The sequence below is a fragment of the Bradyrhizobium sp. HKCCYLRH2060 genome, from assembly GCF_051168135.1.
Taxonomy (GTDB): Bacteria; Pseudomonadota; Alphaproteobacteria; order Rhizobiales; family Xanthobacteraceae; genus Bradyrhizobium.
On the sequence record NZ_JBNPUK010000011.1, the window covers coordinates 190,681 to 216,217 of the forward strand.

The 25,537-nt window shown below is 64.7% G+C and carries 29 protein-coding genes and 1 tRNA gene; 11 read left to right on the top strand and 19 right to left on the bottom strand.

From position 1 onward, the window contains the following. The 3 genes from ACQR10_RS21805 to ACQR10_RS21815 are packed head-to-tail and all read right to left on the bottom strand — an operon-like array spanning position 1 to position 2,138. Positions 1-618: an HD family hydrolase gene (locus ACQR10_RS21805; protein WP_316217283.1), complete on the bottom strand. Its 618-nt coding sequence runs from the start codon at positions 616-618 to the stop codon at positions 1-3. Continuing rightward, positions 615-1,244, bottom strand: a complete 630-nt coding sequence (locus ACQR10_RS21810; RefSeq protein ID WP_316217282.1) for a DNA-3-methyladenine glycosylase I — start codon at positions 1,242-1,244, stop codon at positions 615-617. The genes ACQR10_RS21805 and ACQR10_RS21810 overlap by 4 nt, the downstream gene beginning before the upstream one ends. A gap of 9 nt (positions 1,245-1,253) precedes the next feature. Continuing rightward, positions 1,254-2,138 (bottom strand): YgfZ/GcvT domain-containing protein, encoded by an 885-nt coding sequence (locus ACQR10_RS21815; protein WP_434864095.1) that lies wholly within the window; start codon positions 2,136-2,138, stop codon positions 1,254-1,256. A gap of 198 nt (positions 2,139-2,336) precedes the next feature. On the opposite strand from ACQR10_RS21815, the gene ACQR10_RS21820 reads away from it, so the two are divergent. Next, the gene (locus ACQR10_RS21820; protein WP_316217386.1) at positions 2,337-3,671 is read left to right on the top strand and encodes a dihydroorotase; all 1,335 of its coding nucleotides are present in this window, start codon (positions 2,337-2,339) and stop codon (positions 3,669-3,671) included. A gap of 173 nt (positions 3,672-3,844) precedes the next feature. On the opposite strand, the gene ACQR10_RS21825 is transcribed toward ACQR10_RS21820, so the two are convergent. Beyond that, the gene (locus ACQR10_RS21825; protein WP_315802854.1) at positions 3,845-4,366 is read right to left on the bottom strand and encodes a protein phosphatase CheZ; all 522 of its coding nucleotides are present in this window, start codon (positions 4,364-4,366) and stop codon (positions 3,845-3,847) included. 683 nt (positions 4,367-5,049) lie between these two features. Here ACQR10_RS21825 and ACQR10_RS21830 point away from each other — a divergent pair. Next, positions 5,050-5,493, top strand: a complete 444-nt coding sequence (locus ACQR10_RS21830; protein ID WP_315802855.1) for a CBS domain-containing protein — start codon at positions 5,050-5,052, stop codon at positions 5,491-5,493. A gap of 118 nt (positions 5,494-5,611) precedes the next feature. On the opposite strand, the gene ACQR10_RS21835 is transcribed toward ACQR10_RS21830, so the two are convergent. Both ACQR10_RS21835 and ACQR10_RS21840 read right to left on the bottom strand, forming a co-directional pair. Further along, positions 5,612-6,064, bottom strand: a complete 453-nt coding sequence (locus ACQR10_RS21835; protein WP_434864094.1) for a hypothetical protein — start codon at positions 6,062-6,064, stop codon at positions 5,612-5,614. Further along, positions 6,052-6,474, bottom strand: coding sequence for a LysR family transcriptional regulator (locus ACQR10_RS21840; protein WP_434885820.1), 423 nt, complete (start codon positions 6,472-6,474; stop codon positions 6,052-6,054). The genes ACQR10_RS21835 and ACQR10_RS21840 overlap by 13 nt, the downstream gene beginning before the upstream one ends. Between ACQR10_RS21840 and ACQR10_RS21845 the strand changes: the two genes are divergently transcribed. Further along, the gene (locus ACQR10_RS21845) at positions 6,440-7,258 is read left to right on the top strand and encodes an alpha/beta fold hydrolase (RefSeq protein WP_316217278.1); all 819 of its coding nucleotides are present in this window, start codon (positions 6,440-6,442) and stop codon (positions 7,256-7,258) included. The two genes, ACQR10_RS21840 and ACQR10_RS21845, sit on opposite strands and share 35 nt — an antisense overlap. Before the next feature lie 1,272 nt (positions 7,259-8,530). On the opposite strand, the gene ACQR10_RS21850 is transcribed toward ACQR10_RS21845, so the two are convergent. The 4 genes from ACQR10_RS21850 to ACQR10_RS21865 all read right to left on the bottom strand — a co-directional run bounded on the left by ACQR10_RS21850 (position 8,531) and on the right by ACQR10_RS21865 (position 10,416). Continuing rightward, positions 8,531-8,797, bottom strand: coding sequence for a hypothetical protein (locus ACQR10_RS21850; RefSeq protein ID WP_315717207.1), 267 nt, complete (start codon positions 8,795-8,797; stop codon positions 8,531-8,533). 149 nt (positions 8,798-8,946) lie between these two features. Beyond that, positions 8,947-9,345: a TIGR02301 family protein gene (locus ACQR10_RS21855; protein ID WP_315802179.1), complete on the bottom strand. Its 399-nt coding sequence runs from the start codon at positions 9,343-9,345 to the stop codon at positions 8,947-8,949. Positions 9,346-9,376: 31 nt separating this feature from the next. Further along, complete coding sequence (locus ACQR10_RS21860; protein ID WP_434885821.1) at positions 9,377-9,796, bottom strand: NUDIX hydrolase; 420 nt, start codon at positions 9,794-9,796, stop codon at positions 9,377-9,379. A 65-nt stretch (positions 9,797-9,861) separates the two neighbouring features. Further along, entirely contained in the window at positions 9,862-10,416 is a 555-nt protein-coding gene (locus ACQR10_RS21865) for a hypothetical protein (RefSeq protein WP_434885822.1), read from the bottom strand. A 62-nt stretch (positions 10,417-10,478) separates the two neighbouring features. Between ACQR10_RS21865 and ACQR10_RS21870 the strand changes: the two genes are divergently transcribed. Further along, entirely contained in the window at positions 10,479-11,246 is a 768-nt protein-coding gene (locus tag ACQR10_RS21870) for an SOS response-associated peptidase (RefSeq protein ID WP_434912066.1), read from the top strand. Between the two features lie 94 nt (positions 11,247-11,340). Here the strand turns inward: ACQR10_RS21870 and ACQR10_RS21875 are convergent, their stop codons facing one another. From ACQR10_RS21875 to ACQR10_RS21890, 4 genes are read right to left on the bottom strand one after another with little or no spacing between them, the layout of a single operon-like run. Further along, positions 11,341-11,922, bottom strand: coding sequence for an NUDIX domain-containing protein (locus tag ACQR10_RS21875; RefSeq protein ID WP_434885823.1), 582 nt, complete (start codon positions 11,920-11,922; stop codon positions 11,341-11,343). Between the two features lie 9 nt (positions 11,923-11,931). Beyond that, positions 11,932-12,387, bottom strand: coding sequence for a GNAT family acetyltransferase (locus ACQR10_RS21880; protein WP_434885824.1), 456 nt, complete (start codon positions 12,385-12,387; stop codon positions 11,932-11,934). A gap of 15 nt (positions 12,388-12,402) precedes the next feature. Then, a complete protein-coding gene (locus tag ACQR10_RS21885) occupies positions 12,403-13,830 on the bottom strand; it encodes an FAD-binding oxidoreductase (RefSeq protein WP_434873980.1) in 1,428 nt (475 codons plus the stop codon). Between the two features lie 18 nt (positions 13,831-13,848). Next, complete coding sequence (locus ACQR10_RS21890; RefSeq protein ID WP_434864090.1) at positions 13,849-14,847, bottom strand: L-threonylcarbamoyladenylate synthase; 999 nt, start codon at positions 14,845-14,847, stop codon at positions 13,849-13,851. A gap of 229 nt (positions 14,848-15,076) precedes the next feature. Here ACQR10_RS21890 and ACQR10_RS21895 point away from each other — a divergent pair. Next, positions 15,077-15,153 (top strand) — tRNA-Pro (locus tag ACQR10_RS21895). Positions 15,154-15,174: 21 nt separating this feature from the next. On the opposite strand, the gene ACQR10_RS21900 is transcribed toward ACQR10_RS21895, so the two are convergent. Together ACQR10_RS21900 and ACQR10_RS21905 are read right to left on the bottom strand one after the other, a co-directional pair. Then, entirely contained in the window at positions 15,175-15,678 is a 504-nt protein-coding gene (locus tag ACQR10_RS21900) for a hypothetical protein (protein ID WP_434845337.1), read from the bottom strand. Between the two features lie 145 nt (positions 15,679-15,823). Then, positions 15,824-17,206, bottom strand: coding sequence for a sigma-54 interaction domain-containing protein (locus ACQR10_RS21905; protein WP_316217273.1), 1,383 nt, complete (start codon positions 17,204-17,206; stop codon positions 15,824-15,826). A 173-nt stretch (positions 17,207-17,379) separates the two neighbouring features. Between ACQR10_RS21905 and cydP the strand changes: the two genes are divergently transcribed. Genes cydP through ACQR10_RS21930 form a run of 5 tightly spaced genes read left to right on the top strand, consistent with a single transcriptional unit; the run spans position 17,380 to position 20,724 of the window. Further along, positions 17,380-17,568, top strand: a complete 189-nt coding sequence (cydP, locus tag ACQR10_RS21910; protein ID WP_315802220.1) for a cytochrome oxidase putative small subunit CydP — start codon at positions 17,380-17,382, stop codon at positions 17,566-17,568. After that, entirely contained in the window at positions 17,565-19,121 is a 1,557-nt protein-coding gene (locus tag ACQR10_RS21915) for a cytochrome ubiquinol oxidase subunit I (RefSeq protein WP_315802221.1), read from the top strand. The genes cydP and ACQR10_RS21915 overlap by 4 nt, the downstream gene beginning before the upstream one ends. A gap of 11 nt (positions 19,122-19,132) precedes the next feature. Continuing rightward, entirely contained in the window at positions 19,133-20,275 is a 1,143-nt protein-coding gene (gene cydB, locus ACQR10_RS21920; RefSeq protein WP_316217272.1) for a cytochrome d ubiquinol oxidase subunit II, read from the top strand. 51 nt (positions 20,276-20,326) lie between these two features. Then, positions 20,327-20,443, top strand: coding sequence for a cytochrome bd-I oxidase subunit CydX (cydX, locus tag ACQR10_RS21925; protein WP_316217271.1), 117 nt, complete (start codon positions 20,327-20,329; stop codon positions 20,441-20,443). Further along, on the top strand, positions 20,440-20,724 hold the full coding sequence (locus ACQR10_RS21930; RefSeq protein ID WP_316217270.1) for a cyd operon YbgE family protein: 285 nt from the start codon (positions 20,440-20,442) through the stop codon (positions 20,722-20,724). Before cydX ends, ACQR10_RS21930 begins: the two co-directional genes overlap by 4 nt. 314 nt (positions 20,725-21,038) lie before the next feature. Here the strand turns inward: ACQR10_RS21930 and ACQR10_RS21935 are convergent, their stop codons facing one another. Then, positions 21,039-21,818 (bottom strand): class I SAM-dependent methyltransferase, encoded by a 780-nt coding sequence (locus ACQR10_RS21935; RefSeq protein WP_316217269.1) that lies wholly within the window; start codon positions 21,816-21,818, stop codon positions 21,039-21,041. A gap of 196 nt (positions 21,819-22,014) precedes the next feature. Between ACQR10_RS21935 and ACQR10_RS21940 the strand changes: the two genes are divergently transcribed. Then, positions 22,015-22,338, top strand: coding sequence for an ArsR/SmtB family transcription factor (locus tag ACQR10_RS21940; RefSeq protein ID WP_316217268.1), 324 nt, complete (start codon positions 22,015-22,017; stop codon positions 22,336-22,338). A gap of 40 nt (positions 22,339-22,378) precedes the next feature. On the opposite strand, the gene ACQR10_RS21945 is transcribed toward ACQR10_RS21940, so the two are convergent. Both ACQR10_RS21945 and ACQR10_RS21950 read right to left on the bottom strand, forming a co-directional pair. Then, the gene (locus ACQR10_RS21945; RefSeq protein ID WP_434912067.1) at positions 22,379-24,370 is read right to left on the bottom strand and encodes an alpha/beta fold hydrolase; all 1,992 of its coding nucleotides are present in this window, start codon (positions 24,368-24,370) and stop codon (positions 22,379-22,381) included. Next, positions 24,267-25,520, bottom strand: a complete 1,254-nt coding sequence (locus ACQR10_RS21950) for a radical SAM protein (protein ID WP_316217266.1) — start codon at positions 25,518-25,520, stop codon at positions 24,267-24,269. The genes ACQR10_RS21945 and ACQR10_RS21950 overlap by 104 nt, the downstream gene beginning before the upstream one ends. Positions 25,521-25,537 lie beyond the last annotated feature (17 nt).

The following is a 25,537-nucleotide window of genomic DNA, read 5'->3' on the forward strand; positions in this document are numbered from 1 at the left end:
TCAGCACGCCCCCAGCACCGTATTGAAGCGGGTCAGGAACTGCTTCTCGGCCTTGGCCGCGCTCCAGGGCGTCAGATAGTCGGTCACGGTGGCGTCCGGCAGGCCGGGATCGCGGCCGAACAGCTTCTTCGCCTCGCTGTCCGAGAAACCGGCGAGGCGCGTCGCCTCCAGAAAAGCGGCGCCGCGGTCGGCCGCCTTGATCTGGCGCTCGATCTCGGGCGCAAGCTCCGCCGGCAGGCCGAAGCGGATGTGGATCGCCCCGAGCAGCCGCTTCTCGACTGATTTGTAGCTGCCGCCGAGCACAGCCTTGAACGGCGAGATCATGTCGCCGATGACGTATTCCGGCGCGTCGTGCAGCAGCGCCGCGAGCCGCAGCTTGGCATCGATGTTCGGCTTCTTCGCCCGCATCACCGTCTCGACCAGCAGCGTGTGCTGCGCGACCGAGAAGATGTGCGCACCGGTGGTCTGGCCGTTCCAGCGCGCGACGCGCGCGAGCCCATGGGCGATGTCGGCGATCTCGACATCGAGCGGCGAGGGATCGATCAGGTTGAGCCGCCGGCCGGACAGCATGCGCTGCCAGACGCGGTCATGCCCGCTCGGGGCCTTGTCGGTCGTCATTTGGGAGGCTTGAGGCGCGGGGCGCGGCGCTTGCCGCTGCAGGTCTCGTGGCAGTAGCAGGTGACGAGATGGTCGTTGACCATCCCGGTCGCCTGCATGAAGGCGTAGACGATCGTCGGCCCGACGAACTTGAAGCCGCGCGAGGCGAGCTCCTTGGAGATCTTGATCGACAGCGGTGTCGAGGCCGGCACGCTGGCGGTGGTCTTGAACGTGTTGACCTTGGGCGCGCCGTCCATGAAGTCCCACAGCAGCTTCGAGAAGCCGGGACCCTTGTCCTGGATGTCGAGCCAGGATTTCGCGCTGAGAATCGTGCCTTCGATCTTGGCGCGGTTGCGGACGATGCCGGCATCGTTCATCAGCGCGTGGATCTTCTTGTCCGTGTAGCGCGCGATCTTCTCCGGCTGGAAATCATCGAAGGCGCGGCGAAAATTGTCGCGCTTGCGCAGGATCGTGATCCACGACAGCCCGGCCTGGAAGCCGTCGAGGATCAGCTTCTCATACAGCGCGCGGTCGTCATATTCCGGCACGCCCCATTCGGTGTCGTGATAGGCGACATAGAGCGGATCGCTGCCCGGCCACGGGCAGCGCGTCAGGCCATCGGGATGGACGACAGCAGCGCGACCCATGAGACCGGCTCAGGCCACCGTCTGCTTGGGCGCGCCCTGCAGCGCGTCGGGATCGGCGATGCGCAGAACGAGGCCGCCGGCGGTGAGCGGCGTTCCCGCCTCCATTGCCTCGGCGGCGCGGTCGATGCGCAGCAGCGCCATGCCCTTCTGCGCGGCGGCCGAGCCCATCGTGCCGACGGTCTTGTCGCCGGCCAGAATCGGCGTGCCGGGCTCCGGACCCGGCCCGTCGAGCAGCACCTTCGCCGCGCGTGTGCGCGTGGTGCCGCGATGATGCATGCGGCTCACGACCTCCTGGCCGACATAGCAGCCCTTGCCGACGTCGACGCCGTGCAGCCGGTCCATGTTGGTCTCGTGCGGGAAGGCGTCGCCATACATGAAGTCGAGCCCGCCGCGCGGCACGCTGCAGTCGATGCGATGCGCCTCATAGGCGGCGGCATCGACGATCTCGGCGCCGAGCCGTGCGGCGATCTCCGCCAACGCTTCCTGCGGCGCAATGACGCGCGCGCCGAGGCTCTCGTGACGCGGATCGGCGAAGCTCGGCTCCGGCGTCGCGCCGATGGCGCCATCCCAGACCGCGATCACGCCGACCTGGTCGGACAGATTGCTGACCGCAACCTTGGCCCTGAGCTTGTAGAGATTCAGCTTGTCGGTGAGCGCCTGTGCGAGCGCGCGCGGACAGTCGAGCAGGAAGCGCTCGCCGGCGTCGGTCGCCGGCACCTGCGCCACCAGGAAATCGACGATGATCTTGCCCTGCGGCGTCAGCAGCGCGCCAAACCGGGCCTCACCCGGCTGGAGCTTGGTGACATCGGTGGTGAAGAGACCGTTGAGGAACTTGCGTGCATCCTCGCCGCTGACCTGGACCACGCCCCGGTCGTCGAGAAACGTCGCCTTCATTCGAAAAACCTCTTGCGACAGGCCGCACTGAAACGTAAGCCGCCCTGGCATAAACCACAAGGCTGAAACGCCGCCGCGCGGTGGCTTCATTCTAAAGATCGAGACTCGCGTGCCACCGGAGGCCAGCAAATGGGCAGGCGCGCAGCATGATCGATCTGTCTTGGGGTTGTCAGGAGAATGAAATCCTATGAGGGCTTCATGAGCGCGCGGTTCGACGTCATTCTGAAATCCGGCACCGTGGTCAATCAGGACGGCGAGGGTGTCCGCGACGTCGGTATCTCCGCCGGGCGCATCGTCGAGATCGGCAATCTCGGCGCCGCCTCGGCCGCCGAGATCATCGACTGTACCGGCCTGCACGTGCTGCCCGGCGTGATCGACACCCAGGTGCATTTCCGCGAGCCTGGCCTCACTCACAAGGAGGACCTCGAAACCGGCTCGCGCAGCGCCGTGATGGGCGGCGTCACCGCCGTGTTCGAGATGCCCAACACCAATCCGCTGACGGTGACCGAGGAGGCCTTCACCGCCAAAGTCGAAGCCGGCCGTCATCGCATGCATTGCGACTTCGCCTTCTTCATCGGCGGCACCCGCGAGAACGTCGAGCAATTGCCGGTGCTGGAGCGCGCCGAGGGCTGCGCCGGCGTGAAAGTGTTCGTCGGCTCCTCCACCGGCTCGCTGCTGGTCGAGGACGACGACAGCCTGCGCCGCATCTTCCAGGTGATCCGCCGCCGTGCCGCGTTCCACGCCGAGGACGAGTACCGCCTCAACGAGCGCAAGGACCTGCGCGTCGAGAACGATCCGCGCTCGCACCCCGTCTGGCGCGACGAGGAGGCGGCGCTGCGCGCCACGCAGCGTCTCGTCAATCTCGCGCACGAGACCGGCAAGCGCATTCACGTGCTGCACATCTCCACCAAGGAGGAGATCGTGTACCTGCGCGACCACAAGGACGTCGCCACCGTCGAGGCGACGCCGCACCATCTCACCCTGGCCGCGCCCGAGTGCTACGAGCGGCTCGGCACCTATGCGCAGATGAATCCGCCGGTGCGCTCGGCCGATCATCGCGACGTGATCTGGTGGGGCGTCCACCAGGGCATCGTCGACATCCTCGGCTCCGACCACGCGCCGCACACCGCCGAGGAGAAGTCCAAGACCTATCCGGCCTCGCCCTCCGGCATGACCGGCGTGCAGACCCTGGTGCCCATCATGCTCGACCACGTCAATGCCGGCCGGCTGTCGCTGCAGCGTTTCGTCGACCTCACCAGCGCCGGCCCCGCCCGCATCTACAACATCGCCCGCAAGGGCCGCATCGCCGCCGGCTACGACGCCGATCTGACCATCGTGGACCTCAAGCGCAGCGAGACCATCACCAACAAGTGGGTGGCGTCGAAAGCCGGCTGGACGCCCTATGATGGTCTGCGCGTCACGGGCTGGCCGGTCGGCACCTTCGTGCGCGGCCAACGCGTGATGTGGCAGGGCGAGCTGCTGACGCCGGCCACGGGCGAGCCTGTCAGCTTCATGGAGACGCTGCGGCCGTAACGGCGCTGCGTGCTAGTTTGCTCCGCTATGACGGGCTGCCAGACGCCAGATGCAGCGCCCGCTCCCCTTAAGGGGAGAGGGCGCATAGCCCGGTCGCTGCGTTCGTCCGGGCTGCGAGATTGGCTGAGCTGCGCCGCCCGATCTGATCGTTGGCCCGCGACATCCGAGGCCGTTCAAGCAAACAGCTTGTCGATATCGTCTTGCGAAATCGCCACGCCCACCCGCTTCGGGCCCTCCAGCAAGTCCGGCTCGGTGCTTGGGGCGGCGACCTCGGCGGCGAGCCGGGCCAGTTCCTCTTTTCCCCACATCCGGACCAGCCTGTTGATGTGGTCCTCCATGAACTTCAACGACTTGACTACGCGCGTGATCCGCTGCCCGGTGAGGTCCTGAAACGCGCACGCCTCGAACACCTTGTTCGAGCTGTCGAGGATCTCGTCGCAAACCGCTGCGGCCGTCGGGTCCTTGACCTTCTGCAACTTCGTGACGCTGGTGCCGATCGTCTCCATGCTTTCGAGGATCGCGTTCCCGGCCACCTCCGTATTCTCGACGATCGCGTCGAGGGTGTCCGCCATCGTCGCGAAGTTGTTCTTGCTGTCGCCTTGAAGAGCTGCGAATTCCCGCCGCATGCTGTTGATGTGGGCGAACATCTCGACCAGGAGCGTTTTCAGCATCCTCTCTTCTTCTGGCGCAATCATCCGAAATCCCCGACTCTTCCTTAACGTTTCCTTACTAATTCTTCACGCGACAGCTACGAGCCCCGGTCTGCCCTTCAGGCAAGGGATTTCGGTTCTGCGGGACCAGCTCGCGGCACGGCTATCGAGAGTCCCCTTGAGCTCGAAAAGGTACCGCGGTCAGCGAGGTGAAGACTAGCTCCCCATCTTTCCCTGATTTCGTTAAGAGCGCATTTTCATTGACGTCAGAAGCCTTCAAATGGTGAAGGGTTTCGGACGCGACATGGTTGCCAAGGGCTGCCGTTGGGCAGGTCCTCGTCCGCTGTCGGATCCCAGCGCTACGACTGCCTTCGAGCCTGAATGAGCGCGTGGGGCTCGGCCAATGAAGGCGAATGTCCGCCGCCAGGGGCGATGCGGACGTGGGGGAGGAGCTGCGGTACGCCACCGCTGTCCACCTGACCGCCAGGGTCGATCGACATACGCTTGCCGAGCAGCAATTTGGGCGGCACCCGACGGTTCCACCCTCTTGGTAGGCCCCGGCGTCTGCAATCCCCAGGGATCAAGAGGCCGCCCCTTACCCAGACGTCGTTCGGTTCACGGGCCGGCGCTCGGCCTCGGCAGCGGTGCTGACGCGGCCAGGCAATTCGACTATCCTTCGAGGCGGACCATCAAGGCGGGGCACGACAGGGGTCCACGAGGGGACGTCGATGAGCATAGTAAGAAGCGCGCTGGCCCAGAAGAGTAGCGCCGTGATCCATGTTCGTTCCGGCGACATGGTCGTCGAAGCCTTGCGCAAGATGCGCGACAACCGGGTCCGGTCGGTGCTGGTCATCGATGACGGCGTGCTGGTCGGCATCGTGACGCAGGGGGACTGCGCCATCAAGGTGCTGCTGCCCGGGCTCGATGCGAAGCAGACGCCGGTCAGCCAGGTGATGACGGCCAACCCGGTGACGGTCAGGCCGGACCACCGGCTGGACAGTTGCATGGCCATGATGTCGCAGCGTGGTTTTCGCCATCTGCCCGTGCTTGACGCGGGCAAGGTCGTGGGCGTGATCTCGATCGGAGACGTGGTCAAGAACATCATCCGGGATCTGGAGCACGACGTGGACGACCTGATGGGCTACATCATGAAGGACGGCCCCGGGGGCTGACAAGGGAACGCGTCGTCGCCGTCCAAGTATGTCGGCTTGTGGCCCGTTACGGACTTGGCGGCCGGCTCGCGTGAAGGTCGCTTCATGCTCAGCTGGAAGCGCGTGTCCGGGACGCCGATCAGTCGGTCGCGACCTGAAGCGGACTCTCGCACCGGCTGCTAGTCGGCGCATAGAGTGGAACGAGAGTTACTCCGCCCGTGGACGCGATCAACGACATCGCCGACGATATGTTCTCGCCTTCGTAACTTGCCTTGAGCACGATCCCAAGCTTCGACGCATAGTCCTGAATCACAGCGTGCAATACCGGAGACGTTCTGGCCGAGCTGACGTAGATTTCACGGACAAGATCCTGCGGGCCTCGCGGAGGATACGCAGCAAGTGGGGGAGCCAGATCACCCTCCAGACCGACCATGAATCCCATGGAAAGTGTGGGCTTCTGCGGCTGTGCGATCCGCCGCGCACCGATTGCCGCCGCTTCAACCTGCGACAGCGCCAACCGCGCATGATCAAGAAAAACTTTTCCAGGATCGGTCAGCGCTACGCCACGCGGCTGGCGCTCTAGCAACTCCACGCCAACTTCGGATTCAAAACACGAATCTGCCGGCTGAGGAACGGCTGTGACGTGTTGAGGCGCCGTTGGGCTGAGGTCAAAAAACGACCTTCCTGTGCAACGGCAATGAAATAGCGCAGATGCCGGCGTTCCATTCCACCCTCAATATGCTTCCGAGGCATACATCGAAGCCTGATAGGCATTTGTTTCTGGCGGAAGCAAGAATTACCATTCGCGTCGGTCACGCATTTGGCGGTCCGGGTGTTGCCCAGGCAAGGGCTCTCTGGGGCTCTCAATTCTGAAACCCTGCCCGCGAAATCGAGCAACGCGTGGCTCAATTGATGAATCAGTCCCGGTCTTTTCAAGAACGTCTGACAGCGCCGATGGAGCGACTCGATGCCTACAATCACAACTAACGACGGTGTAAACATCTTCTACAAGGATTGGGGATCAGGCCAGCCGATCGTCTTCAGCCACGGTTGGCCCCTGACAGCGGACGACTGGGATGCCCAGATGACATTCTTTCTTCGTCACGGGTACCGGGTGATCGCCCACGATCGGCGGGGCCATGGCCGATCCGACCAGCCCAGCACCGGCAACGACATGGACCACTGGGTTGCCGACCTCGCAACCCTGACTGAACACCTCAACCTGCGCGACGCGATCCACATCGGGCACTCGACAGGTGGCGGAGAGGTGGCTCGCTATGTCGCCCGCCACCAGGAGCGCGTCTCGAAGGCGGTGCTGGTCGCTTCGCTGACGCCGAACATGTACCGGAGCGACAATAACCCGTCCGGTCAACCGCCGGAGTGGTTCGAAGCGATCCGGGCAGGCGTGCTGGGCAACCGGTCGGAATTCTATCGTTTCGTCCCTGAGAATCCGTTCTACGGGTACAACCTCGATGGGGCCAAGCCCTCGGAGGCAATCATTGCGAACTGGTGGCGCCAAGGCATGGCCGGCGGTGCTCTCGCTCACTACGCGACTGTCGACTCCTGGCTCGAAGATTACACCGAAGACCTCAAGAAGATCACCGTGCCAGTGCTGGTGATGCATGGCGAGGCGGATCAGGTCGTCCCATTCGCAAGTTCCGTCCCGCGTGCGGTCGACTTGCTCAAGAACGGGTCTTTGAAGACGTATCCTGGCTACCCTCATGGCATGCTGACCACGCATGCGGATGTCCTCAACCCCGACCTGCTCTCGTTCATCAGGTCTTGACGACATCTCTCATTCATCATCGCCTTCTCGCACGAAGGAGATGCCGTTCGAGAGGCGGCCTCTCCTTCCAGCTCCAGAGACCGCATTGGACAGCCGCTTTTGGCGCAACGCGGACTTTTCCGGCCGCAGACCCGAGGCCTGCCCCCGGCGGTCGAGCGAAAGCAGGCATCCAATAGACAACCGACCGGTTTTGACCTAAGGCGAAGGCCAGCGAACGAACTACTGGGATACGCCTTCAAGAGAACCAATCCGCGTTGGTCTGTTCAATACGAGCAAGAAATCGGTCTTTCCGCGATAATTCATCTCGTAGCGCTTGCTGCCGCTTCTGTGCCGTCATTGCCGGGTTGGATTGGGATTGAAGCGCCGCGATCAAACGCCAAAACAGCAAAGCCCGTCGGGCAAATCAGTTGCGCGATTTTGTTTGTAACGCCGTCGCTCCCGTTCATCGCAACGACACGAGGCGCATACGCCGAACGACAATTTTGCACATTGTCTCAACGTGATCGCGTTCGCTGCACCTTCCGGACGAAAGATTTCACTTTCGTTTTTCCAGAATCCGTGTCACTCCTTCGCCATCCCGCCTCAACGAGAGGGGCGTACGCGCGGTCGTCACGAGACGCGAGGCGGGGAGGCGGTGGACGTTTCGGGTTGCAGCGTGAGCTTGTCTTGCGCGGACGAACAACATCGATGCGGACGACGAAGCCGTGTGGTCCTGGCCTCCCGATGCTGAGGTCAAGCCTGCTGTTCGACGCGAGAGCGTCGGCGCAGGTAATGGGGGCAAGACAGCCGGTCCCCAGGGAGAGCGCGGAGTAAGCGTTAAAACCATCGCGCAGGGAAGGCTGGGCTCATCCGGCTGCACCTGTGGTTCCTGCCCCGTGCATTCTTGTTCGCACGGGGGCCATGGGCGTCAGCCGACGCCCAGCCTTCCCTGCGCCCTCGATTGAATGAGGGACGAACGCCGGTCATTGCTCGGACGCATCGCGCCGCGAGGACGATGAGGCATGTCCCAACGCTGTTTGACATATGCAGATGAATGCTGACGTGAGCGAAACGCCGATGCAGTCGCAATCACAATACGACTGCGCGTTCGAGCGGTAGGGTGGGCAAAGCGACCGCCCGCAGGACGGTGGCGTGCCCACCGTCGTGAGGCCCACTCGGAACGCGATGGTGGGCACGGCGCGCAACAGTTCGGCATGATCCGCGGGCAACGTGGCGCGCCTTTGCCCACCCTACAGTTCGTAGTTTGGAGTCGGTAACGCGAGGAAGGCGAGCCTACTGCGTCGCGCGCGACAGCGAGAACTCGCCGTTGCGGACGCGCTCCGGCAGGCCCTCGACGAAGGTCGCGACCGCGTCCTCGCCATAGGTCGTCACGAGCTCGGCGAGCGCCGCGAACAGGCTGGCCTGCGCCAGGCAGTCGCCGTCGACGCCGTCGTGGCGCGCTTCCGCCCAGGCTTCGTTGAGGTAGCTGAGCGCGGCCTGCTTCTGCTCGTGGTCGGGCAGGACGGCGGGGAGGGCGCTGAAGGTGACGGGAAAGCTCATTGAATTCAGTCTGGCGGGGCCGCGAGGCATGTTGATTCCGAACGCGGGCGCGCCGGACCCGTGTGGTTTACCACGCAGGCGGCGGACGCCTAGGCCAGTTCTTTAGGAAAGGTTAACAAGGTTAACGCAATCGGGGATATCCCCGGCCGTCAGTTGGCGTAGCGCGCCGTGAGGTCGCGCGAGATCTTGGACCCCTCGTCGATGTAGCGGCGGATTGCCACCATCGCGGCCGGCGTGCAGGTCCGGTAGGTCTGCTGGAAGCCGTTATAGCCGCGGTTGAAGCCGGCGATCATGCGGGCGCGGCGCTCGCCCGACGGGGTCTCGGCGTCGATCAGGGCCTGCATCTGGTTGCGCCATTTGGCGCCTTCATTGCTGCCGCAGATGCCGCGGAGGTAATGCAGGGTTCCGAGGATCTCGGCCAGCCGTTGCAGATCGCCATCGAACGGCGCGGCCGCATCCTGCGCGCGCGCCGGCACGACGGCGCAGGCGGCAACGAGCATGAGGATGGCCAGGAGGCGTTTGGGGATCATGGGGAACACCGACGTCATATGCCTTTGCCCCGTGGCGGACGCAAGGCGCCTACACCAGGGTCCGTGCGGCGGCGATGATCTCCGGCAGCCCGTCGGTCAGCGTCAGGCCCTCCAGCGCATCGGGGCGGCGCCACTGAAAATCGTCCAGTTCCGGGTCGAGCCGGGGCTTTCCGGCCCGCCAGCGCGCCGCAAAGGGAAGGATCACGTAGTGGCCGCCGCCGCCCTGGGCCGGCAGCACCTCGCGCCAGCCGGCCAGCCCGACGATTGTGATCGAGAGCGCCGTTTCCTCCATGACCTCGCGCGCGAGGGCCTCGTGCAGGGTCTCGCCGAACTCCACCCGGCCGCCGGGCAGCGTATAGACGCCCTTGGCCGGCGAACGCGCCCGGCGTACCAGCAGGAGCCTGCCGTCGCGGAAGATCGCGGCGCTGACGGCGAGCTGGGGACGGCGGGGCGGCGTCGGGTCGGTCATGCCAATAGCTCCAGGCGGGGTCTGCACCGTAGCGCGAAGACGACCGCGCCGGCAGCCCGTGCAACTCAGAAGCTCGCCATGATGGCGTCGACGGCGTCGACCTCATCGACTTCGGCCACGGGCTCCGAATCGAATTCGATGTCGCCATTGATGATGCCGCCGGCCTGGGCCACCAGCGGCTTGACCCAGTTGGCGGCCTGCTCGGCGAGCTTGGCCTTGGTCGCGTCCTGCTTGGCATCGCGCATCGCGCTGCCGACCGCGAGCAGGATGTCGGTCATGGTCTTCGTGAGATGATCGAACTTGTCGCGAATCGCCGGGTCGGCCTGCTCATAGGCCTCGATGACGAGATCGCGGGCCTTGAAATTGGTGTGCGTGAAATGTTCTGGATAGGTCAGCGGCGTCCAGGCGAGAAAATCCTCGGCGCATTCCGGAATATCGGGAATCATTTCGAGCAGCATCACCGCTTCGTTGAAATGATTCAGATAGTCGGTGGCGAGCCCGGTGCGCGGATTGATGTTGGCAGCGCGCAGCGTCGCGGCCCGCGCCGGGTCAATGGCGCTGCCCGCCGGTCGTTGGGTCGTGCGATCGGTAGGCACGGAATGGGTCGCCGCTGCGGTCATCCGCTGCAGTGTTGGCAACCCAAGTTAAAAGGTGCTGAACACACGACGATTTGAGTGAGATTATGTGTGGACGCTTCGTGATCACTTCACCACCCGCGGCTCTCAGGCAGATTTTCGGCTACCAGGAACAGCCGAACTTTCCGCCGCGGCACAATATCGCTCCGACGCAGCCGATTCCCGTAGTTCTTCTGGATCAGGACATCAGGCATTTCCGGCTCACGCGCTGGGGATTCATTCCGGCCTGGGTCAAGGATCCCCGTAGTTTCACGCTGCTGATCAACGCGCGTTCGGAGTCCGTACGCGAGAAGCCCGCGTTCAAGAACGCGATTCGGCGGCGCCGCGTCCTTGTGCCCGCTGATGGGTATTACGAGTGGCAGGTGATCGACGGCCGCAAGCGGCCGTTCTTCATCCATCGCAGCGACCACGCGCCGCTCGGCTTCGCGGCCCTCGCCGAGACTTGGTGCGGGCCGAACGGCGAGGAGGTCGACACGGTGGCGATCGTCACCGCGGCTGCGAGCCGCGATCTCGCCACGCTGCATCATCGTGTTCCCGTGACGATCAGGCCGGATGATTTTTCGCTGTGGCTCGACTGCCGTTCCGACGATCCCGATGAGGCCATGAGGCTGCTGATCGCGCCTCGCGAGGGCGAGTTCACGTGGTACGAGGTGTCGACGCGCGTCAACACGGTGGCCAACGACGACGAGCAACTGCTGCTGCCGATGACCGCGGAGATGCGCGCCGCCGAGGACGCGCAGCGCAAGCCGGCGAAGAAGGTTGCATCCCGCAAGGTTTCAACTGTGGCCGATGACGGGCAGGGGAGTTTGTTCTGAGGCGGGATATCTCGACAGAGAAGATCGTCATCCCAGCGAAGCGGGGATCCTATATGCCGTCGCCTCAAGACCGGCGACCGAGCGTTGGCCGCGCTCAGCCAAAGATCCACAACGCGGCGTGCTGCAGCAGCATGATGGTCTTGGCATCCTGGATGCGGCCGTCGGCGATCATCGCCAGCGCGTCGTCGACCCCGAGTTCCAGCACCTCGATCTCCTCGCCCTCATGCGCGAGCCCGCCGCCGGCGCTGACGCGCATCCCTGGTTCGTATGCGGCGACGAAGAAATGGATCTTCTCGGTGACGACACCCGGGCTCATGAACGCCTCGAAGACGTACTTCACATCGTGCAGCCGGAAGCCGGTCTCCTCCTCGGCCTCGAGGCGGATGCGCTCCTCGGGCGAAGCATCGTCGAGCAGACCGGCCGCGGCCTCGATCAGGAGATCGTCATGGCCGTTGACGAAGGCGGGATAGCGGAACTGCTTGACCAGGATGACGCTGCGCTGCGCGAGATTGTAGGGCAGGATCGCCGCCGCGTTGCCGCGGTCGAACACGTCGCGGCTCTGCATCTGCCAGGTGCCGTCGTCGCGCCGCCACTCGAACCTGGTCGAGGTCAGCGTGCCGTAATGGTCGGAGAGCACGCGCGTCTCGTGGACGCGGATGCGGTCGGAGATGCTCATGCTGGGCCTCTACTTCATTCCCGGCGTCGGCGGGCGGCCGTCGAGCCATTTCGAGAACACCACGCTGTCCTGCACGGCATAGTCGAGTGCCTGGTAGAACGCCTGCACCTTGGTGTTGTCGCCGCGCACCATCAGCATCAGCTTGGGCACGCCTCGGCTGCGCAGCCAATCCTCGGCGGCGGCCATGATGGCGCGGCCAAGGTCGCGGCCGCGATGATCGGGATCGACGCTGACATAGTAGACCCAGCCGCGGTGGCCGTCATGGCCGACCATCGCCGACGCCGCGATCGCGTCGCCCACGCGGCCGACCAGGATCGTGGAACTGTCACCGCGGCGGGCAAGCGCGATGTCGGCGGCCGGATCGTTCCACGGCCGCGTCAGGCCGCAACGCTGCCACAGCGCAATGATGGCGGGTACGTCGGCATCGGTGACGTCGGAAATCGCGAGAGCGGGGGGACTGTCCATGGGAGCGTCGAAAGCCTAGAGCACCTTGCCGGGATTCATGATCCCCAGCGGATCGAACTGCGCCTTGATCGCGCGCATCAGCGCGATCGCGGTCGGGTCCTTGACGTCCGGCAGTTCGTCGCGCTTGAGCACGCCGATGCCGTGCTCGGCCGAGATCGAGCCGCCCATCCGCAGCACGATCTCGAACACGACCGCGTTGACCTCGTGCCAGCGCGCGAGATAGTCGGCGGTATTGGCGCCGACGGGCTGGCTGACATTGTAGTGGATGTTGCCGTCGCCGAGATGGCCGAACGGCACCGGGCGTGCGCCGGGCATCAGCTTCACCACGGCGGCGTTGGCCTCCGCAATGAAGGCCGGCACTGCCGCGACCGGCACCGAGATGTCGTGCTTGATCGACCCGCCCTCCGGCTTCTGCGCCGCGGAGATGTCCTCGCGCAGCTTCCAGAACGCCATGCGCTGGGCGAGGCTGTCGGCGATCGCAGCGTCGTCGACGATGCCGTCTTCGAGGCCTTGCTCCAGGATGGTCTCGAGCGTGGCCCGGGCATCGTCGCGCGACGACGACAGCTCCATCAGTACGAACCAGGGATGGGCGCCCGCGAGCGGCGCGCGGTTGCCGGCGGCGTGGCGGATCGAGAAATCGAGCGCGATCGCGGCGATCAGCTCGAAGCTGGTGAGGCTGCCCGCAGCCTCGCGTTGGGCGATCGCCAGCAGCTTCAGCGCGTCCTCCGGCGATTTGAGCCCGACGAACGCGGTCTCGATCGCGCGCGGCTTCGGGAACAGCTTCAGGCTCGCCGCGGTGATGATGCCGAGCGTGCCTTCGGCGCCGATGAACAGATTGCGCAGGTCGTAGCCGGTGTTGTCTTTCTTGAGCTTGGACAGCGCATTCAGCACCCGCCCGTCGGCCAGCACGACCTCGACCCCGAGCGCCATCTCGCGCGCGACGCCATAGGCGAGCGCGGCGGTGCCGCCGGCGTTGGTCGAGAGATTGCCGCCGATGGTGCAGCTGCCCTCGGCGCCCAGCGACAGCGGAAACAGCCGGTCGACCTCGGCTGCCTTCTGCTGCGCCACCTGCAGCACGACGCCGGCCTCGGCGATCATCGTGTTGGAGGCGGTGTCGACGTCACGAATCTTGTCCATGCGCCTGAGCGACACCACCACCTCGCCATTGTGCGGCGTCTGGCCGCCGACGAGGCCGGTGTTGCCGCCCTGCGGCACCAGCGCGATGCGATGCTGGCTGGCGAGCTTGCAGATCGCGGCGACCTCGGCGGTCGAGCCGGGGCGCAGCACCAGCGGCGAGCGGCCGTGGAACAGGTTGCGCTCCTCGGTGACGTAAGGCGCGACGTCGGTCTCCGCCGTCAGCGCCTGGCGCTCGCCGACGATGGCGGCGAACTGCGCGATCAGGTCGGGTGGCAGCGGCGGCACGGCAGGCTGGCTGATGTTCATCGTTGGTCGCTTCCAATGTTATCTCGGCGCGGCGGCGCGGCGCAGCCGGTCGTTGATGGCCTCGCCCAGGCCGTCATTCGGGATCGGCATCACGGCGATGCTGCGCGCGCCCTTGGCATCGAGGCTGCGAAGATAGCCGAAAAGATGCGTCGCCGCCTCTGCCGGATCGCCGGCGGGGGAGAGGTTGAGGATCGCGGCAGCTTCGCTGGCGCCGGGCAAGGTGACGGGGCCGAAGGCGAGCAGGGCCTCGCCAGGCGCGACATCGCTGGCGTCGAGGCGCACGTGAGCGTGCGGAGCATAGTGCGAGGCCAGCATGCCCGGTGCCAGTGGTTGCTCGGACGTCTCGGTGTCTGCGGCGGGCCGCGCCAGCGCACGGCCGAGCACGGCCTCGATCGCCTCGCTTGGAACTCCGCCCGGGCGCAGCAGCGTCGGCGCATCGAAGCAGCCGACGATGGTCGATTCGACGCCGACCGCGACCGGCCCACCGTCCAGGATGAGGTCGATTCGCCCGGTGAGATCGGCCGCGACATGCGCCGCCGTGGTCGGCGACACGTGGCCGGAGATGTTGGCGGAGGGCGCCACGACGGCGCCGCCGAACGCCGCGAGCAACGCCTGCGCGATCGGATGCGCCGGCACACGGATTGCCACCGTATCGAGGCCGGCGGTGGCGAGGTCGGCCACGGCGCAGCCGTCGCTCTGCGGCAGCACGAGGGTCAGCGGTCCCGGCCAGAACGCGGTGGCCAGACGCTCGGCGGTGGCATTGAAGCGGCCGATGCGCCGTGCCGCCGCGATGTCGGCGACATGGACGATCAACGGATTGAAGGCAGGCCGGCCCTTGGCCTGGTAGAGGCGGGCGATGGCTGCGGCGTTGGCCGCGTCGGCGCCGAGGCCATAGACCGTCTCGGTCGGGAACGCGACCAGTCCGCCGTGCGCGAACGTCGCCGCGGCCTGTGTGATTCCAGCCGCGTCGGCGGGCAGGATCCTGGTCTCGATCGCTGGTGTGTGTGCGGTGGGCATCGATGGTACAAGACGGTGGTGGCTTACGCGCTCGGCTATAGCGGGCGGGGACGTTCGAATGAAGCGCACAATTCGCCTGTCGCATTGCGCCCGCGCCATGGCCGCCCGACAAAGCCTCACGGCCTCAAGCAGTTAACCCCTCCGCCGACGATCGACGATTTCGATGCGATTTCCTGCCTTGTGTCCTTGCGAAGACGGAAACCCGACGCTATAAGCCGGCTTCCCAAGTCGGAGCGTGGCTCAGCCCGGTAGAGCACTGCGTTCGGGACGCAGGGGTCGCAGGTTCGAATCCTGCCGCTCCGACCATTTTTTGAGGCGCTCAGCTTTTTATCTCCCGAGAAGCGCAACGAAACGTACAATGAAATCACGCGGCGCCGCCCTGCACCATTCGGCATATCGGCTGTTCGTGAGCATTTGCCGCCTTCCTCCAAACGCCTCAGCCGCCTCGCCCTGGAAATCCTGATGGTGGGGGCCGTAGGTTTGCTCTAACTGCTCGACGGTCGTGCCGAGCCAACCGGCCGCTAGCCAATGGTCGGTGCCTTGCTGCATCAGCGACGTCGCGGCCGTGTGGCGCAGGGAGTGACGCACGACGTCATCGCCAAGCCCTGCGAGCGGCTGGCGATCGTGCATGCGGTTGATCGAAGCGGATCTCCTTGCCGGTATCGAAAAGGCCGCTGCGCGCGGCTCTGCAGATCGGCATCCGTCGATCTTACGCCAGCGCACCAGATGCGGCCGCAGCCGATTGGCGATCTTGGCCGGCGGTCCGCCCTTCTTTGTTCTGCGGCCATCGCATGGAGGTCCATCCATGGATGCGTCGTCGTCGGCACCCATTGCGTCTGGCGGATCGTCTCCTCGCGCCGGGGGCTTAGAGCCCAATCAGGATGAAGCGGGCCGCCGGCCGGCGTGCTCGCACCCATCAACGACCTGTTCTTTCGTGTGCGAGGACTTGACGTAGTTCCTTGGTAGACGACAGCGCCTATCCAGCGTCCAATTCCTTCAGCTTCCGGTAAAGCGTGCGCAGGCTGATGCCGAGGGATTTTGCAAGCGCTTCCCGATTGCCGCGATGCGTCAACAGGGCGGTCCGAAGCGCTCGCGCTTCCCGTTCCTTCAATGACAGCGAGCTCTCATCCTCGGCATGCAGCAGCCTTGCTGCCGTTCGCTGCGCATTGTCGCGACCCGTGATGCCCGGCGCTCGCAACGCCAGAGCACGCTCGATCGTTGCGGCTGAGATGACATCGTCATCGCAGAGCAGGGCCGCGCGCTCCAACACGTTGCGCAACTCGCGAACATTGCCCGGAAAAGCGTAGCCCTCGAGCCGTTCGAGTGCCGGGGGGGACAAGGTGAGCTTTCGCTCCGGTGCCACGCGGGCAAGCAGCGCTGCGGCGAGAAGCGGTAGATCGCCGGGGCGGTCGCGCAATGCCGGCAGAAGGATCGGAAAGGTCGACAATCGGTAGTAGAGATCGTTGCGAAAGCGCCCGTCTGCCACCATGCGCTCGAGGTCCCGATGCGTTGCCGAGACCAGTCGCACGTCGGCGCGACGCAGCTCCGTGCTGCCGACCCGGCGATAGGTGCCGCTTTCGAGCAGCCGGAGCAGCTTCACCTGCATCGCAAGGGGGATGTCGCCGACCTCGTCGAGAAACAGAGTGCCGCCGCTGGCGGCTTCGACCAGCCCGCTCTTTGCCGTATGCGCGCCGGTATAGGCGCCCTTTTCGTGACCGAACAATTCGCTCTCGAACAAGGTCTCCGGCATGCTGGCGCAATCGACGACGACCAGCGGGTGCGAGGCGCGCATGCTCGCTTCGTGAACGGCCGCAGCGACGAGCTCTTTGCCGACGCCGGACTCGCCAAGCAGCAAAACGCTCGCGTTCGATGGACCAACCCTCGCGACCAGTTCGAGCATCTGCCGAAACGGCGCAGAACGCCCGATCAACCCTCGCGCCGCCGGCTCTCCCTTGGCAATCCGAAGTGGCTCCATCTTCTCGACAAACCAGGCGTCGTGTCCCAACGTGTCGCGGACGGGCGTCAACTCGATGTTCACGTAGGCTTCGCCAATCGGCGTGTGATGCAGATGCAGCACGCGCTCGCGCTGACCGGTTTTCTGCAGGCGCGCACGCGGACAGCTTTCTCCGGCCTGATCGCAAGGCACGGTGAAATGGTGAGACACTTCATAACAGGTGCGGCCGACGACCGATTCGTTGGGGCTGAAGTGGGCGCGATAGGCCGCGTTTGAAGCGATGATCCGGTACTGCTCGTCGACGAGAATATGCGGCTCCGGAAGGGCTTCGAGATAGGATGCAAGTTCGGGCTTCCGGCGAGTGGCCTCTGGTAGCCGGCCCGGCACTCGCGCTTTCGACGTCATCCTGCTCCGCCGCTCCGTGTCGTTCCTTCGCTGCACTGTGCCATGGACTGCCAAATAATGCCAGAATTGGCATCATGGCACGGGACGCGATGACGGCCGTTTCGGCAACAGATTGAAATAACACAATAATTCATCACGCCGCCCGCTGGCACGGGTCTTGTTAAGCAATGGCCATGAATGACAGGCGCCTCTTCCGACATCTGGGCGTCGCGATCGTCGCCAAACTCGTGCTGCTCCTGGCGCTGTGGTGGGCGTTTGTTCGCGACGCCCGCATCGACGTCGATGCGCCGACCACTGCTGCTCATCTTGCCGGCGTCAATTCCGCGCGGCAGCCGCTGGGCTTGCCAGGAGCTCTCCCATGATTCCCGACCAACTCGTCGATCTGTCGCGGCTACAGTTTGCCGCGACCGCCATGTATCACTTCCTGTTCGTGCCGCTCACGCTCGGCATGGTGTGGCTGCTCGTGATCATGGAAGCCGTGTACGTGATGACCGGCGCCGTGGTCTGGAAAGACATGACCCGTTTCTGGGGCAAGCTGTTCGGGATCAACTTCGCGCTCGGCGTCACCACCGGCATCACGCTCGAATTCCAGTTCGGCACCAACTGGGCCTACTATTCGCACTATGTCGGCGATATATTCGGAGCGCCGCTGGCGATCGAGGGCCTGATGGCCTTCTTCCTCGAAAGCACCTTCATCGGCCTGTTCTTCTTCGGCTGGGATCGCCTGCCAAAGACCCAGCATCTGATGGTGACCTCGCTGATGGCGATCGGCACCAATCTCAGCGCGCTGTGGATTCTCATTGCCAATGGTTGGATGCAGAATCCCGTGGGGGCCGCGTTCAGCTGGCAGACCATGCGCATGGAGATGGTCGATTTCTGGGCCGTCGTCTTCAATCCCGACGCGCAGGCCAAGTTCGTCCATACCGTCTCGGCGGGCTACGTCACCGGCGCGATGTTCGTGCTGTCGATCTCGAGCTGGTACCTCCTGAAGGGCCGCGACATCGAATTTGCCAAGCGCAGCTTCCGGGTCGCCGCCGCGTTCGGGCTGGCCAGCGTCGCGAGCGTCATCGTGCTGGGCGATGAGTCCGGCTACACGGTCGGTGAGGCGCAGCAGACCAAGATGGCCGCGCTGGAGGCGATGTGGGAGACCGAGCCGGCGCCGGCCGGGCTGAAGCTCCTGGCTGGCATCAACGAGAAGGCGGGCCGGAACGATTGGGAGATCGAGATTCCCTGGGTGATGGGCCTGATCGGCACACGCTCCGTCAGCAAGACGATCCCCGGCATCCGTGAGATCAAGGAACACAACCGGCGGCGGATCGTCGATGGCATCACGGCGGTCCAGGCGCTGGAAGCGCTGCGCAAGGACCGTCATGACCAGGCTGCACTGGCCACGCTCGAGCAGACCAAGGGCGATCTCGGCTTTGGCCTGTTGTTGAAGCGATACACCGCCGACGTGGCCCAGGCGACGCCAGCGATGATCGATCGTGCGGTCGACGATACCGTGCCGCCGGTGTCGCCGATGTTCTGGAGCTTCCGCGTGATGGTCGGGCTCGGCTTTGCGATGCTTGTCCTGTTTGCGATGGCCTTTCTCAGCACGCTGCGGCTGCAATGTGCGGCGCGGCCATGGATCATGCGTGCCGCCGTGATGCTGCTGCCTGCGCCCTGGATCGCGAGCGAGCTCGGCTGGTTCGTCGCGGAATATGGCCGCCAGCCTTGGACCATCTACGGTGTGCTGCCGACCCATCTGTCGGTGTCGACGCTGAGCGTCGCCAGTCTCTACGGCTCGCTCGCCGGCTTCGTTGGCTTCTACACGCTGCTGCTGGTGGTCGAGATGTATCTGATGGTGAAGTTCGCCCGGATCGGCCCGGGCAGCCTCGGCACCGGCCGCTATCAATTCGAACCCAAGCCCGTCTGAAGGACGCCGTCATGCTCGATTATCCCACATTGAAGGTCCTCTGGTGGCTGCTCGTCGGAGTGCTGCTGATCGGCTTCGCCATCATGGATGGTCATGACATGGGCGTCGGCACTTTGCTGCCATTCGTCGGCCGCACCGACACTGAGCGCCGCGTCGTCATCAATACGGTCGGCCCGCATTGGGACGGAAACCAGGTCTGGTTCATCACCGCCGGCGGCGCGATCTTCGCCGCGTGGCCCGTGGTGTATGCAACGGCGTTCAGCGGATTCTACTGGGCGATGCTGGCCGTGCTCTGGGCCTTGTTCTTTCGCCCCGTTGGATTCGACTACCGCAGCAAGATCCACAACGTCACCTGGCGGCGGACCTGGGACTGGGGCCTGTTCATCGGCGGGGCGGTACCACCTTTGATCTTCGGCGTCGCGTTCGGCAATCTGCTCCAGGGCGTTCCGTTTCACTTCGATCGCTACCTGGTCTCGACCTATAGCGGCAGTTTCTGGCAGCTCCTCAATCCGTTCGCGCTGCTTGCGGGCGTGGTCTCAAGCGCCATGATCACGCTGCACGGTGGCGTCTACCTGGCGCATCGCACCGAAGGCGCCATCCAGGCCCGCGCCGTCCGTGGTGCGCTCGGAGCCGCGTCGATCATGGTGATCGCCTTCATCGGTGCCGGGCTCTGGCTGCGCTTCGGCGGCTTCCAGGGCTACGCCATCACGTCGGTGCTCGATCCGGCCGCGCTTCCAGATCCGCTCGCCAAGACCGTGGTCCGCAGCGCCGACGCGTGGTGGGGCAACTATGGCCGATGGCCCGTGCTGTGGGCGCTGCCGCTGCTCGGTATCGCGGGCGCGCTGCTGGCGGGCGCACTCGCCGCCGCAGATCGCACCCTCGCAGCCTTCGTGTCGTCATCACTTGCCATTGCGGGCGTCATCGGCACGGCTGGGGCCAGCATGTTTCCCTTCGTCATGCCGTCCTCCGCGGTTCCGGATGCCAGCCTCACGGTGTGGGACAGCGTCTCCAGCCACCTCACATTGGGGCTGATGTTCTGGGCCACGATGGTCTTCATGCCCTTGATCATCGTCTACACCGGCTGGGCCTATCGCGTCATGCACGGCAAGGTCACGGAAGCCCAGATCCACGCCAACGAACATTCCGCATACTGACGGCGGTCCGATCCCCACGCCGCCGGAGCGGCCAACTCGAAGAGCTTAGTCATGTGGTATTTCGCCTGGATTCTCGGCGTCGGCTTCGCCGTCTTGCTTGCCATCATGAACGCGATGTGGGGCGAGACCGAGGAGGTGCGCAAGGCCGGCAACCGGACGGGGGAATGAACATGGCGCCGGTAGCCACGTCTCAGGCGCGCATCCATCTGCCGTGCCTCGTGGCCGCGCTGGTGATCATGCTCGCGAGCACGCTCTATCCGCCGTTCCTGGCGAACGCCGCAGGGCGCGCCGACCACCTGTCGGCCGGTCTGGCATTCTGGGCCATGAGCGCAGGCTTCGTCCGCGGCGTCGGCTTCGTGCCGCACGCGATCTTGCCGCGATGGCTGTTCTCCGGATCCGTATGTCTGCTGGCTCTGCTGGCCTTGACGGGACTGAAAGTCCTCACGTGATCACGCAAAGGCTGAGTGCGCGCTTTCGCAAAAACCATCAGCTCCAGCGTCGCAGCGAAGCCGATAGCCGGGCAAATCTCAGTCTGTCACGAGACTAACTTCGACTATGGAACAGGCCATTTTGTTCTCCGAGGATCAGCTCAGCCAGCAACGTCTTGGCATTCTCGTCCTCTACGGCCAGGCATGATGGATTTCGTCATTTGGATGTCCATTTCGACTAGCCTTGCCTAGAAAAGGGAGTGCGTCTCATCCTTGACTGGAGTCAAAGATGAGACGCATGCGTGCGATCGATTCCGTGGACCAGGAGAGCGCGATCAGGAAGGCCGGTGCGCGACCATTCCGATCAGCGCAGAGCGGCCATGATGGCCGCTGCCTTCGCTGAGCTCGGTCTCGTATTCGCGCAGTTCGATGATTTCCAGCTCATGGAACGCCTCTCGGAGCATGGCTTCCGTATAGAGGTGCGAGACGGCGGAAGGGCCGCCCGTCTTGTATTCCAACTGCCTGGGCGTATAGCCCTGCAGGATCAGAGTCCCGCCCGGCTTCAGGCTTGCGATCATGCGCGCGAACAGCCGCTTCCTCAAATCCGGGGCGGCGAACTGCACGAAAATCGCCGCGATGCCGTCATACGCCGCACTTGGCCACGCGAAGCCGTCGCAATCGGCAAGCTGGTAATTCACGCTCACTCCGGCTGATGCGGCAAGCTTGCTCGCTTTCGCCAGACCCACTTCCGAGATGTCGAAGGCGTCGACCTGGAATCCCCGCCGGGCGAGCCAGACGCTGTTGCGGCCTTCTCCGTCGGCGACGCAGAGAATACGACCGCGGTGCGGGAACGCGCCGGCATGGCGGCGCAGCCATTGATTGGGGTCGGTTCCGAAAACGAAATCATCGCTTTCGAACCGTCGGTTCCAGCGGCCGGCGTCGGCGTCTGGCGGTACGTTCGTGACCATCGGCAATCCCACTTTGAAGATGACAGGCGTGTTTGTTGGCAGACGCAGGGAGCTTGCGAACTCCCTCGGTATCAGCTTGCGAACCCTTGATCGCAAGCTAGGCGAACTGAAAGCCGGATTGTAGTTCTCCATCAGCTCGTCAGACATGGCGGGCGCGTGAGCAGGACACGCTCGCTCCGGCGTCTCGATACCGTCTCGCACGAACCGCGCCGGGACAGGCGCGACCGCCTGTTTGTTATCGCCTCGCCAAAGTGATAGCAACACGGGGCGGCCATCGACACGACGCAGTGGCCGCCTGGATGTAACCGACCGAATCGGGCGATTGGGGAATATGCGGACGAACATGGCAACCAAGCGTGCACGCAGCAGGTCTTCGCTCGAGCCTGACGCGTTGCTCGAGAAGGCTCACAAGGCAAGCGAATTCCTCAAGGCGCTGTCGCACGAAGCGCGGCTTGCCATTCTGTGCCTGCTGCTGGACGGAGAGAAATCCGTCAGCAGCATCGAGGACTCGCTGCAGCTCCGCCAGCCGACGATATCGCAGCAACTTGCCCGGCTGCGCGCGGACGATCTCGTCAAGGTACGCCGGGACGGCAGAAACGTGTATTATTCGGTTGCGCGGCCGGAAGTGATCGAGGTCATGTCCGCTCTTTATCGCGCCTTCTGCTAGGTGGTGCTGATGGAGGCTCGCTGCCCGCGGAGCTCGTCCGTCAGGCGGAGCCGGGGACGGCGGCGACTGTGTTTCCCGCGGTCACTCGATCGATGAACCCGGCCGCTGCGGCTATCACCGCCGAGGTCGCCTGCTGGTGGGGCGCGTGCCCACAGCCTTCCAGCACGCAGGTCTCGATCCGGGCCGGCACGAGGGCGCGGAGTGTCTCAAGCTGCGCATGCGTGAAGAACTCGTCTTCGCTGCCCTGAACAGCGAGCACCGGGGCGCGAACCCGTCCAACGTAGGGCTTGATACCCCAGTCGCGCGCTTCTTCTCCGGTCCAGGCATCGACCAGCCGGCCAAAAAGATGGTCGGTTCTGCTGCCATGATACCGTGCGAGCCGCGCCCTCAGGTCACCGTGCTCGAAGTCCCTGATCTGGGCGGCGATGCCGTCAACGGTCCGCTGTTCGCGGAAGAGGTGAGGGGCGATCGCGACGACCCCGCTGACCTCATCGGGAAACGCGCCGGCAAACGTCAACGCGATCGCAGCGCCATCGGAGTGTCCGACCAGGATCGGGCGCCGCGCGCCGGTCGTCCGTAGCACTTCGGGCAGGGCATCCAAAGCCTCGGCGAGCAGATATTGCCGCGAATGGGGCAGCTCGAGCGGTTCCGAGTCACCCGAGCCCCAGCGGTCGAACACCAGGACGGAGCAGCCGGTCGCGGCCGCAAGCCGCTCGGGAAAATCGCGCCAGAGCCGGGCGCAACCCAGGGCGTCATGCAGCAGGACGAGCGGCGGACGTTCCGGTCGCGTCGCCGCGAGCCAATGGCCGCGAAGTCTCCGGCCGGCCGCAACGAAGCTGAGCTGCCGCGCTGCCGCGACGACCACATCGCGAATGTCCGGCGGGCCGAGATTGACGAAGTCGGTCGACGTGCGTGAGAAGAAGTTCTCGACGATCGATCCGGCATCGGCCAGTTCGGCGCCGCGCAGCGCCGCCTCGAGATCAAAGATGACGCGTGGCGGCGTGACGAAGAAATCGCCGGTGATCAGAGCTTCGCGAATCCGTCCGCGGTCCGGCCCCTCGAGGCGGATATCGGCGCGCAGGCTGCCGCCACGCCGCGTCAGAGTGGCACTGACCAGCGAGTCGTCCACCTCGGGAGCGTCGACCATCTCGACGAAGTCGTCACGGCCGATCTCGTCGCGATACAATTGGTCGGCGAGTTCTTCTTCGTGCATTGACACCTCGCCCCATTGCGGAACAATGCCGAGGCCTTCGGCCAAGCCGTCGAGCAGGGCTTGCTGGATGGTGGCCAGATCAGGAAGGTGGTCGCCGAGGATCTCGCGCATGCTGACGACGCGCTGGCGGGCCGAAGCGAGGTCGCGCTTGGCGAGCTTTTCCACCGGCACTTTGAGCGCAGCGATCATCTGCTCGGGATCGAAGTCGATCAGCAGAGTTCCCTGATAGAACAGCGTATCGCCGTCGAAGAAGCCACCGGTGCCGCTGATCTTGCGGCCGGCGACATCGATGTCGTTGCGCGGGCGGTAGCGCGCGGGAACGCCGAGCTTGTTGAGCCCGAGTGCGACGCTTTCGCAGATCCGGCGTGTCGTTTCGGTGAGATCCATGGCGCCGAGGCTGGAGCGGCCGAACACGAGCTCCCATCCGATCTGGCCCTCGTCGAGATAGAGACCGCCGCCTCCCGTGATCCGCCGGCCGATCTCGATTCCCTTGCTCCGGCAATAGTCGAGCCGGACCTCATGGCTCAGGATCTGATGCATACCGACGAGCGCCGACGGACGAAACCGCAGGAAGCGGATGGTATCGGGAATCCGCCGTGCCTTGTGAGCGTCGATGAGCGCCTGGTCGAAGGCGATGTTGGCGCGTCCGCCCCGAATCCCGGTGTCGATGACCCGAAATGACTTGACGCTATTGGCCATCGCATCTTCCTCCCGATTATTTGGGTAGCCCGCGTCGCAGTTGGCTGCGCACGTGGCGAATGTCGCGGCGATCGGGCTTGAAAGGGTATGAAGCAATGTCGCGCGGCGGCGAGTCGCCATAGGGGCGGTCGCAGGCGGATACGTCAGCGGCCTCCTTGCCCGGGCAGCCGGACGTGCGGAAGGCCACGCCCGCGTCGATGATCGCGTCGACTTCGTCCTGCGGCAGACCAAAATCGACGAGTTGACCGCGCTCGTCGAAACGCATGCGCTGCAGGGAATGGCTTCGATAGTCGATGAGATAGCGGGCGAGCTGTATGCGTCGCCATTGCGGGCGCGGCGCCGGCGGGAGGTGATCCATCAACGAGCCTTGTTCGGGAAAGAACGCGAACAGGTGGCTGCGGCCGCCGAGATCGCGAATTCTCTGCACCTGCGAGAGAACGTCGTGGTCGCTCTCGCCCATCCCAACGATGAGATGGGCGCCGAAGCGTTCCGGGCCAAATATCTCGGCGGCGGCCAGCAGGATCTCCCAATATTTGTCCCAGCTGTGCGGCGATTGAACGCCGTGGCCGCGGGTGCGGTCAAAAATGGCCGGGTTGGCGGCATCGAGCGCGACCGTAAATATCTCGGCGCCGAGATCCTTCAGCTCTTGCACATCCAGTCGGGTCATCGTCGTCGGGTTGGACAGGATGGACACGGGCACGTGCCTGATGCGTTCAACCCATTTCCGCAGGACGATGCGGGTGTCCTCGTCCGACCGCGGATGCGTGATCATGCTGATACACATGCGATGGAAGCGCCCGCCGTCGCCGCCCGATGCGACGATGTCGATCACCTGGTCGTAAGGCACCGCAGGCCAGTCGACACGAATAAAGTTGCGGTCGGCATAGTCGCGCTCCGCTTCGCGATGGCGCGCAAGCCCGCAATAAGCGCAGTTGGCGCGGCAGCCCTCCGGATAGGTCAGCAGCAGGTTCAGGCAACGGGTGCAACTGGTGCGATGCATGTAGCCGTTCATGATGCCGAGGGTGATCGCTGCTGCCGTCGACATTTGCACGTAGTCGGGTGATCGCATGTTCGGCGTCAGAACGTTGTCGTTCGGCAGGTAGACGCCTTCCGGCCGCGCGTCCTGTGCTTTCACGCGCCCGCCGTTGCGTGCTTCTGCCGGCACGTCGCCGGGCGCGCGCGGCCGCATGGCTTCGGCCGCGTTGAAGGCGCGCGTCTCCCCGGTGAGGAAATCCGGCACCGGATGCGTCGGTCCTTCGAGACAGCTCATGACTTCCTCTCCTGATC

Bases quoted from the DNA above. Each gene is read 5' to 3' on its own strand.
- ACQR10_RS21900 (WP_434845337.1), bottom strand. From the start codon at position 15,678: ATGGGTGCCGACGACGACGCATCCATGGATGGACCTCCATGCGATGGC.
- ACQR10_RS21820 (WP_316217386.1), top strand. From the start codon at position 2,337: ATGAGCGCGCGGTTCGACGTCATTCTGAAATCCGGCACCGTGGTCAAT.
- ACQR10_RS21875 (WP_434885823.1), bottom strand. From the start codon at position 11,922: ATGAGCATCTCCGACCGCATCCGCGTCCACGAGACGCGCGTGCTCTCC.
- ACQR10_RS21845 (WP_316217278.1), top strand. From the start codon at position 6,440: ATGCCTACAATCACAACTAACGACGGTGTAAACATCTTCTACAAGGAT.
- ACQR10_RS21865 (WP_434885822.1), bottom strand. From the start codon at position 10,416: ATGACCGCAGCGGCGACCCATTCCGTGCCTACCGATCGCACGACCCAA.
- ACQR10_RS21950 (WP_316217266.1), bottom strand. From the start codon at position 25,520: ATGAGCTGTCTCGAAGGACCGACGCATCCGGTGCCGGATTTCCTCACC.
- cydX (WP_316217271.1), top strand. From the start codon at position 20,327: ATGTGGTATTTCGCCTGGATTCTCGGCGTCGGCTTCGCCGTCTTGCTT.
- ACQR10_RS21935 (WP_316217269.1), bottom strand. From the start codon at position 21,818: ATGTCTGACGAGCTGATGGAGAACTACAATCCGGCTTTCAGTTCGCCT.
- ACQR10_RS21880 (WP_434885824.1), bottom strand. From the start codon at position 12,387: ATGGACAGTCCCCCCGCTCTCGCGATTTCCGACGTCACCGATGCCGAC.
- ACQR10_RS21805 (WP_316217283.1), bottom strand. From the start codon at position 618: ATGACGACCGACAAGGCCCCGAGCGGGCATGACCGCGTCTGGCAGCGC.
- ACQR10_RS21810 (WP_316217282.1), bottom strand. From the start codon at position 1,244: ATGGGTCGCGCTGCTGTCGTCCATCCCGATGGCCTGACGCGCTGCCCG.
- ACQR10_RS21930 (WP_316217270.1), top strand. From the start codon at position 20,440: ATGAACATGGCGCCGGTAGCCACGTCTCAGGCGCGCATCCATCTGCCG.
- cydP (WP_315802220.1), top strand. From the start codon at position 17,380: ATGAATGACAGGCGCCTCTTCCGACATCTGGGCGTCGCGATCGTCGCC.
- ACQR10_RS21915 (WP_315802221.1), top strand. From the start codon at position 17,565: ATGATTCCCGACCAACTCGTCGATCTGTCGCGGCTACAGTTTGCCGCG.
- ACQR10_RS21890 (WP_434864090.1), bottom strand. From the start codon at position 14,847: ATGCCCACCGCACACACACCAGCGATCGAGACCAGGATCCTGCCCGCC.
- ACQR10_RS21830 (WP_315802855.1), top strand. From the start codon at position 5,050: ATGAGCATAGTAAGAAGCGCGCTGGCCCAGAAGAGTAGCGCCGTGATC.
- ACQR10_RS21860 (WP_434885821.1), bottom strand. From the start codon at position 9,796: ATGACCGACCCGACGCCGCCCCGCCGTCCCCAGCTCGCCGTCAGCGCC.
- ACQR10_RS21885 (WP_434873980.1), bottom strand. From the start codon at position 13,830: ATGAACATCAGCCAGCCTGCCGTGCCGCCGCTGCCACCCGACCTGATC.
- ACQR10_RS21940 (WP_316217268.1), top strand. From the start codon at position 22,015: ATGGCAACCAAGCGTGCACGCAGCAGGTCTTCGCTCGAGCCTGACGCG.
- ACQR10_RS21870 (WP_434912066.1), top strand. From the start codon at position 10,479: ATGTGTGGACGCTTCGTGATCACTTCACCACCCGCGGCTCTCAGGCAG.
- ACQR10_RS21825 (WP_315802854.1), bottom strand. From the start codon at position 4,366: ATGATTGCGCCAGAAGAAGAGAGGATGCTGAAAACGCTCCTGGTCGAG.
- ACQR10_RS21850 (WP_315717207.1), bottom strand. From the start codon at position 8,797: ATGAGCTTTCCCGTCACCTTCAGCGCCCTCCCCGCCGTCCTGCCCGAC.
- cydB (WP_316217272.1), top strand. From the start codon at position 19,133: ATGCTCGATTATCCCACATTGAAGGTCCTCTGGTGGCTGCTCGTCGGA.
- ACQR10_RS21945 (WP_434912067.1), bottom strand. From the start codon at position 24,370: ATGGCGACTCGCCGCCGCGCGACATTGCTTCATACCCTTTCAAGCCCG.
- ACQR10_RS21855 (WP_315802179.1), bottom strand. From the start codon at position 9,345: ATGACGTCGGTGTTCCCCATGATCCCCAAACGCCTCCTGGCCATCCTC.
- ACQR10_RS21815 (WP_434864095.1), bottom strand. From the start codon at position 2,138: ATGAAGGCGACGTTTCTCGACGACCGGGGCGTGGTCCAGGTCAGCGGC.
- ACQR10_RS21840 (WP_434885820.1), bottom strand. From the start codon at position 6,474: ATGTTTACACCGTCGTTAGTTGTGATTGTAGGCATCGAGTCGCTCCAT.
- ACQR10_RS21905 (WP_316217273.1), bottom strand. From the start codon at position 17,206: ATGACGTCGAAAGCGCGAGTGCCGGGCCGGCTACCAGAGGCCACTCGC.